Origin of the sequence: Micromonospora sp., assembly GCF_048594385.1 — a bacterium.
Classification (GTDB): Bacteria; Actinomycetota; Actinomycetes; order Mycobacteriales; family Micromonosporaceae; genus Micromonospora; species Micromonospora wenchangensis.
Genome location: NZ_JBMDWU010000001.1, coordinates 1 through 7600, shown reverse-complemented (window position 1 = coordinate 7600; position 7600 = coordinate 1). Strand labels below are relative to the sequence as shown.

Below are 7600 nucleotides of genomic sequence, written 5' to 3'. Positions count from 1 at the left end.
CCCGGGTGGGCCGATGCGGCGCGGTCCCGGGCGGGCGAAGGCGCATCATCGGCCCCGTTGAGCCGATCAAGCGGGCGTCGCCCCGTCGCGCCCCCCGGTCACCGGCGGGGGAAGGACGCCCAGATGTTCTTGGTGCGGTCGGTGGCGTACCAGCCGACCTTGAGCGAGACGGCCATGGCGATCTGGAGCCCCCGGCCGCCGGCGCCCATCGGGCGGGTGTCGGCCAGTTCGGGGATGCTGCTGAGGTCGTGGTCGGCCACGTCGAGGATGAGCGAGTCGTCGACGGCCAACAACCGGACAATGGTCGGCGGAATGCCGTGTTTGAGGGCATTTGTGGCGAGTTCGGTGGCTACCAAGGTGATCAACTCGGGGACCTCGTCCATCCGTTGACCGTCGAGGAGTCGCTCACCGGTGAGGGCCTCGTGCAGGGAGGCGCGCAGGGTACGCAGGTCGGCGGGGTCGGCCAGTTCCCACCGGCGCAACTCGGCGGCCTGCGGCGGGGGCGGCGAGGTGAGAAGCTGTGCCATGATCCCGGTTTACCCTGCGTAGCGGCCCGCTATGCCCGCTCCCGGTGTCGGGGATTCGTCGTCACGTCACGCCACGCCCCGCACACCGCCAGCGGTGTGCCGGGTGTGCTTCGGGCCACTGTCGAGGGTGGTCTGCCAGGCAGAAGCGGGTGGGGTCCCGGCGTCCCGTCGGGGATCGAAGAAATCATCCGATTCGGGGTCTGCATCCGCCCCTGCGGTCGCGTAAAGTCCGCAAACTGAACGGGCCATGTCGGCGACGGAACGCCCCGGAACGGGCGCCCGTCCGCACGGTTGGGCGCATCCCCGCGCCGGCTCACGGACCGCCTCAGGAAGAGCCATGACCGCCAGTACGAAGACCCCCAAGGTGACCGTCGTGGTCCCGGCGTACAACTCCGGGCCGCACATCGAGAAGCTCGTCACCTCGTTGCTGGGCCAGTCGTTGTCTGCCGACGAGTTCGAGGTCATGTTCGTCGACGACGGCTCGACCGACTCGACCGGCCCCCGCCTCGACGAGCTGGCCGCCGCCCACCCGCACTTCCGGGTGCTGCACATCGACAACTCCGGCTGGCCGTCGCGCCCCCGCAACCTCGGCGTCGAACACGCCCGGGGCGAGTACGTCTTCTTCGCCGACGACGACGACTGGTTCGGCGAGCAGGCCCTGGAACGCCTCCACGCCTGCGCCACCGAGCACGACGCGGACCTGGTGGTCGGCAAGATGGCCGGGCACCGCCGTTCGGTGCCGCGTGAGCTGTTCCGGCGCAACCGGTTCGACGCCACGCTGGAGAACGCGCCCCTGATCGACAGCCTCACCGCGCACAAGCTGTTCCGACGCTCCTTCCTCGTCGAGCACGGCCTGCGGTTCCCCGAGGGCAAGCGTCGGCTGGAGGACCACGTCTTCGTCACCCGGGCGTACTTCCTGTCCCGGCGCACCTGCGTGCTGGCCGACTACGTCTGCTACCACCACCAGCGGCGGGTCGACGCCGGCAACGTGACGGCCACCGCGCTGGAGCCGGCCGGCTACTTCGTCAACCTGCGCGAGGCGCTCGACATCGTCGACGCTCACACCGAGCCCGGCCCGCTGCGCGACCGGCTGCACCGGCGCTGGCTGCGTAACGAGATGGTGTCCCGGGTACGCGGCCGGCGGCTGCTCGACGCCCCCGCCGACTGGGTGGACCAGCTGGTCGGCGAGGCGCAGCGGACGATCCGGGACCGGTTCGCCCCGGGCGTCGCGGCCGGCCTGCCGCCGCTGCAACGGATCATCACCCGGCTCATCGAGCAGGGACGCACCCCGGACCTGCGCCGGCTCGCCGAGTGGGAGGCGGCCGTCCGGGCGGTGCCCACCGTGCAGCGGATCGAGCGGGACGCCACCACCCTGACCGTCACCCTCACCGCCGAGCTGTCCTTCGGCGACCGGCCGCTCACCCTCACCGCCGACGGCGAGCAGCGGCTGCTGGTGGTGCCGGTGGACGACGTCCCGGCCGACCTGCGGGACGCCACCGCCCGGATCAAGCAGTCCAAGCTCGACGTGATCGCCCGGCAGCGCGAAACCCGGGAGGAGTTCTTCGTGCCGGTCACCGGCACGGTCGAGCTGGTCCCGACGGCCGACGGCGAGCTGCGGCTGGTCCAGCGGGGCACCGCCCGCCTCGACGTCGGTGCCCTCAACGGCGGCCGGAGCAGGGGCACCTGGGACCTCAAGGCCCGGGTCACCTGCTGCGGCTGGACCGAGGACGCCGTACTCCCGGTGGCGTTCCGCTGCGCGACCGACGGGGCGCGGCCGGTCGCCGTGCCGCACCTGGGCAGCCTGCGCTTCCGGCTGCGGCGGGCGGTGGCCCGCCGGGTGCCCGAGTCGATCCGGCGGGCCATCCGCCGCTGACCCGGCCCGGCCCCGTGGCGGGGCGCGGACCGGCCCTACCGTGACCGCCGTCACCGCGACGGTGGCCGGCGTGAAGAACACGTCAAGAAACCGTGGCCCCCCGTCACGGTCGCGTTATGGACCCTGCCCCCACGGGCGGCGGCGCGTTGTGATTGCCCGGCGTGGCCGGGAGGCGGTCACGCGTACCCGTCCGGTTGGGGGAGTCCGCGTGTCTGACGTGGTGTTCGTGCTGGTGACGGTGGCGCTGTTCGCGGCGCTCACCCTCGTGGTGAGGGGCGTGGAGAAGCGGTGAACGCCGTCAACGCCGTCGGCCTGGTGCTGGCGACCGGTCTGGGTGTGTTCATGGTCGTCGCGCTGCTGTTCCCGGAGCGTTTCTGATGACCACGGGGACAGCCGGCGTCGTCTTCGTGTCGTCCCTGGTGGTGGCGCTCGTCGTCGCGTACCGCCCGGTCGGTGACCACCTGTACCGGTCGGTCACCGGCACCCGCCGGTCCCGGCTGGAGCGTGGGGTGTTCCGGCTGGTCGGGGTGAATCCGGCCGCCGAACAGTCGTGGGGCGTCTACGCCCGCAGCGTGCTCGCCTTCTCCGCCGTCTCGGTCCTGTTCCTCTACGCCCTCCAACGGGGGCAGAACCACCTGTGGTTGTCGCTGGGCGTCGACCCGGTGGTCCCGCACGGGGCCTGGAACACCGCGGTGTCCTTCGTGACCAACACGAACTGGCAGTGGTATTCGGGCGAGTCGACCATGGGGCACCTGGTGCAGATGGCCGGCCTGGCGGTGCAGAACTTCGTCTCCGCCGCGGTGGGCATCGCCGTGGCGGTGGCCCTGATCCGGGGCTTCGCCCGCAGCCGCCCCGGCGAGGTGGGCAACTTCTGGGTCGACCTGGTGCGGATCGTGCTGCGGGTGCTGCTGCCGGTCGCGGTGCTCGGCGCGCTGGTGCTGATGCTCGGCGGCGTGGTGCAGAACCTCTCCGCCGGCACCGACGTGACCACCCTGACCGGCGGCGGCCAGCGCCTCCCCGGCGGCCCGGTGGCCAGCCAGGAGGTGATCAAGGAGTTGGGCACCAACGGCGGTGGCTTCTACAACGCCAACAGCGCCCACCCGTTCGAGAACCCCACCGCCTGGACGAACTGGGTCGAGCTGTTCCTGATCCTGCTGATCCCGTTCAGCCTGCCCCGGGTCCTCGGCCGGATGGTCGGCCAGCAGCGGCAGGGCTACGCCGTCGTCGCGGTGATGGCCGTCCTGGCGCTCGGCAGCGTCGCCCTCACCACCGGGTTCGAGCTGGCCGGGCACGGCACCGTGCCGCAGGCGGTCGGCGCGGCGCTGGAGGGTAAGGAGGTCCGCTTCGACGTGTCGGACTCGGCGACGTTCGGGGCGGTCACCACGCTGACCTCGACCGGTGCGGTGAACTCGTTCCACGACTCGTACACCGCGCTGGGCGGGATGATGACGCTGGGCAACATGATGCTCGGCGAGGTCGCCCCCGGCGGTGTCGGCGCCGGCCTGTACGGGCTGCTGGTGCTCGCGGTGATCACGGTGTTCGTCGCCGGGCTGATGGTCGGCCGGACCCCGGAGTACCTGGGTAAGAAGATCGGCACCCGGGAGATCACCTTCGCCTCGCTGTACTTCCTGGTCACCCCGGCCCTGGTGCTGATCGGCACCGCCACCGCCTTCGCCACCGGCAACGACGCGACCGCGCTGAACACCGGCCCGCACGGCCTGACCGAGGTGCTCTACGCGTTCACCTCGGCGAGCAACAACAACGGCTCGGCGTTCGCCGGGATCACCGTGAACACCGCGTGGTGGAACACCGCGCTGGGCCTGTGCATGCTGCTCGGCCGGTTCCTGCCGATCATCTTCGTGCTCGCCCTGGCCGGCTCGCTCGCCCGCCAGGCGCCCGTCCCCGCCTCCGAGGGCACCCTGCCGACGCACCGACCGCTCTTCGTCGGGATGGTCGTCGGCGTCACGGTGATCCTGGTGGCGCTCACCTACCTACCCGCGCTCGCGCTCGGCCCGCTGGCCGAAGGGCTGTGACCCGGATGAGGAACGAGGACATGTCCGTCGCGTCCGTGACCACCGACGACGACCGGCCGGCCGTCGACACCCCGGCCGTCGACACCCCGGCCCGCCGGGCCGGTGGCGGCCTGCTCGACCCCCGGCAACTGGCCGGGTCCCTGCCCGGGGCGCTGTGCAAACTCGACCCGCGCACCCTGTGGCGCAGCCCGGTGCTGCTGATCGTGGCGATCGGCGCGGCCTTCACCACCGTCCTGGCGGTCGCCGACCCGTCGGTGTTCGGCTGGGCGATCACCGGCTGGCTCTGGCTCACCGTGATCTTCGCCAACCTCGCCGAGGCGGTCGCCGAGGGCCGGGGCAAGGCGCAGGCCGCCTCGCTGCGGCAGGCCAAGCGGGACACCATCGCCACCCGCCTGGTCGGCTGGGCACCGGGTGCCCGCGCCGACACCTACACCGACGAGGCGGTGCCCGCACCGCAACTGCGGCAGGGGGACGTCGTCCTGGTGAGCGCCGGCGGGATCATCCCCGGCGACGGCGACGTCGTCGAGGGCATCGCCAGCGTCGACGAGTCCGCGATCACCGGCGAGTCCGCCCCGGTGATCCGCGAGTCCGGCGGCGACCGCAGCGCCGTCACCGGCGGCACCCGGGTGCTGTCGGACCGGATCGTCGTGCGGATCACCCAGCGGCCGGGGGAGAGCTTCATCGACCGGATGATCGCCCTGGTCGAGGGGGCCGACCGGCAGAAGACACCGAACGAGATCGCGCTGAACATCCTGCTCGCCGCACTCACCCTGATCTTCCTGCTGGCCGTTGTCACCCTCCAACCGTTGGCGATCTTCGCCAGGGGCTGGCAGGCCGCCGCCCCCGACACCGGGGCGGTCACCGGCACCGGGGTGACCGGGGTGGTGCTGGTGTCCCTGCTGGTCTGCCTGATCCCCACCACCATCGGGGCACTGCTGTCGGCGATCGGCATCGCCGGGATGGACCGCCTCGTGCAGCGCAACGTGCTCGCGATGAGCGGCCGGGCGGTGGAGGCGGCGGGGGACGTCAGCACCCTGCTGCTCGACAAGACCGGCACGATCACCCTGGGTGATCGGCAGGCCACCGCGTTCCTACCGGTCGAGGGGGTCACCGCCGACGAGGTGGCCGCCGCCGCGCGGCTGTCCAGCCTCGCCGACGAGACGCCCGAGGGGCGGTCGGTGGTGTCGCTGGCCACGCGGGAGTTCGACCCGGGTGCGCCGGAACCGGACCCGCTGCCGTACGCCGACTTCGTGCCGTTCACCGCGCAGACCCGGATGAGCGGCGTCGACCTGACGCCACCTGACGCGCCGGCCCGCCAGGTCCGCAAGGGCGCGGCGACGGCGGTGCTGGCCTGGGTACGGGAGCACGGCGGCGAGCCCGGCACCGGGGTCGACCGGATCGTCGACGGGATCAGCGGACACGGCGGCACCCCGCTGGTGGTGGCCGAACACGTCGCCGGGGAGCCGGCCCGCGTGCTCGGCGTCATCCACCTCAAGGACGTGGTGAAGGCCGGGATGCAGGAGCGGTTCGCCGAGCTGCGCCGGATGGGCATCCGGACCGTGATGATCACCGGCGACAACCCGCGTACCGCGCAGGCGATCGCCGACGAGGCCGGGGTGGACGACTTCCTCGCCGAGGCCACCCCGGAGGACAAGCTCGCCCTGATCCGCCGGGAGCAGGAGGGCGGCCGGCTGGTCGCGATGACCGGGGACGGCACCAACGACGCCCCCGCCCTGGCCCAGGCCGATGTCGGCGTCGCGATGAACACCGGCACGTCGGCGGCGAAGGAGGCCGGCAACATGGTCGACCTGGACTCCGACCCGACGAAACTGATCGAGATCGTCGAGATCGGCAAGCAGTTGCTGATCACCCGGGGCGCGCTGACCACGTTCAGCATCGCCAACGACGTGGCGAAGTACTTCGCGATCATCCCGGCCATGTTCGCCGGCCTCTACCCGGGCCTGGACCGGCTCAACGTGATGCGGCTGGGCAGCCCCGAGTCGGCGATCCTCGCCGCGGTGATCTTCAACGCCCTGGTCATCGTCGCGCTCATCCCGTTGGCCCTGCGCGGCGTGCGGTACCGGCCGGCCGCCGCGTCGACACTGCTCGGCCGCAACCTGCTGGTCTACGGCGTCGGCGGCCTCGTCGCGCCGTTCGTCGGCATCAAGCTCATCGACCTGCTCGTCCAGTACGTCCCGGGGATCTCGTGATGCGTCTACCCGCCTGGCTCGCCCGACACCTCGCCGCCCTGCGTGCCCTGCTCGTGTTCACCGCGCTGCTCGGCGTCGCCTACCCGCTCGCCCTGGTCGCCGCCGGCCGGCTCCCCGGCCTCGACGCGAAGACCGACGGATCGCTGTTGACCGTGGACGGCCGGGCCGTCGGCAGCGCCCTGATCGGCCAGTCCTTCACCGACGCCGACGGCAACCCCGTCCCGCGCTACTTCCAGTCCCGCCCGTCGGCGGCCGGCGACGGCTACGACCCGACCGCCTCCGCCGCCTCGAACCTCGGCCCGGAGAGCGTGGTGGACACCCTCGCCGGCGACCCGCGACAGTCGACCCGGAGCCTGCTCAGCCAGGTCTGCGCACGCAGCCGGGCGGTCGGCCTGCTCGACGGCGTCGACGGGCGGCGACCGTACTGCACGCCCGACGGGGTGGGCGCGGTGCTGGCCGTGTTCCGCGCCGACGGGCTGACCGGCCGGATCACCCGGGTGGTCAGCGTCAACCAGACCGCCCCGGCCACCCCGTTCGTCACCTCCTGGCAGGGGGTGCCGGTGGAGCTGGCGCAGCCCGGGGAGGACTACCGGGCCGCCGGCGGGCTGGTCACCCCGGTCCGGGGGGCGGCGCCGGAGCACCCCGCCGTCCCCGCCGACGCGGTCACGGGCAGCGGCAGCGGCCTCGCCCCGCACATCAGCCCCGCGTACGCCGGCATCCAGGTGGCCCGGGTGGCGCGGGAGCGGGGCGCGGACCCGGCGGTGGTGCGGCGGCTGGTCGCCGAACACACCACCGGACGGGCGCTCGGCTTCATGGGCGCCCCCGCGGTGAACGTGCTGGAACTCAACCTGGCCCTGGACCGGAACCTGCCCGCCCGGTGACCCCCGCCCGGGGCGCCCCCCCGGCCGGGGTGGCGGCCCCGCGGGGGCGCCCCCGGGGCGGGCGGCCACCCGGGGG

Annotated in this window: 6 protein-coding genes; 5 read left to right on the top strand and 1 reads right to left on the bottom strand. The window is 72.9% G+C overall.

Annotation, left to right across the window (positions count from 1 at the left end; genetic code table 11):
• Positions 1–98 precede the first annotated feature (98 nt).
• Positions 99–527 (bottom strand): ATP-binding protein, encoded by a 429-nt coding sequence (locus tag ACOJTC_RS00030; protein WP_420115235.1) that lies wholly within the window; start codon positions 525–527, stop codon positions 99–101.
• 337 nt (positions 528–864) lie between these two features.
• Between ACOJTC_RS00030 and ACOJTC_RS00025 the strand changes: the two genes are divergently transcribed.
• From ACOJTC_RS00025 to ACOJTC_RS00005, 5 genes are all read left to right on the top strand, one after another.
• Positions 865–2400: a glycosyltransferase gene (locus ACOJTC_RS00025; protein ID WP_420115234.1), complete on the top strand. Its 1536-nt coding sequence runs from the start codon at positions 865–867 to the stop codon at positions 2398–2400.
• A gap of 288 nt (positions 2401–2688) precedes the next feature.
• A complete protein-coding gene (gene kdpF, locus ACOJTC_RS00020) occupies positions 2689–2778 on the top strand; it encodes a K(+)-transporting ATPase subunit F (RefSeq protein ID WP_420115233.1) in 90 nt (29 codons plus the stop codon).
• On the top strand, positions 2778–4433 hold the full coding sequence (gene kdpA / locus ACOJTC_RS00015) for a potassium-transporting ATPase subunit KdpA (RefSeq protein ID WP_420115232.1): 1656 nt from the start codon (positions 2778–2780) through the stop codon (positions 4431–4433). The genes kdpF and kdpA overlap by 1 nt, the downstream gene beginning before the upstream one ends.
• Positions 4434–4453: 20 nt before the next feature.
• A complete protein-coding gene (gene kdpB, locus ACOJTC_RS00010) occupies positions 4454–6643 on the top strand; it encodes a potassium-transporting ATPase subunit KdpB (RefSeq protein ID WP_420115231.1) in 2190 nt (729 codons plus the stop codon).
• Positions 6643–7524: a potassium-transporting ATPase subunit C gene (locus ACOJTC_RS00005; RefSeq protein WP_420115230.1), complete on the top strand. Its 882-nt coding sequence runs from the start codon at positions 6643–6645 to the stop codon at positions 7522–7524. The genes kdpB and ACOJTC_RS00005 overlap by 1 nt, the downstream gene beginning before the upstream one ends.
• Positions 7525–7600 lie beyond the last annotated feature (76 nt).

Bases quoted from the DNA above. Each gene is read 5' to 3' on its own strand.
- ACOJTC_RS00030 (WP_420115235.1), bottom strand. From the start codon at position 527: ATGGCACAGCTTCTCACCTCGCCGCCCCCGCCGCAGGCCGCCGAGTTG.
- ACOJTC_RS00025 (WP_420115234.1), top strand. From the start codon at position 865: ATGACCGCCAGTACGAAGACCCCCAAGGTGACCGTCGTGGTCCCGGCG.
- kdpA (WP_420115232.1), top strand. From the start codon at position 2,778: ATGACCACGGGGACAGCCGGCGTCGTCTTCGTGTCGTCCCTGGTGGTG.
- kdpB (WP_420115231.1), top strand. From the start codon at position 4,454: ATGTCCGTCGCGTCCGTGACCACCGACGACGACCGGCCGGCCGTCGAC.
- ACOJTC_RS00005 (WP_420115230.1), top strand. From the start codon at position 6,643: ATGCGTCTACCCGCCTGGCTCGCCCGACACCTCGCCGCCCTGCGTGCC.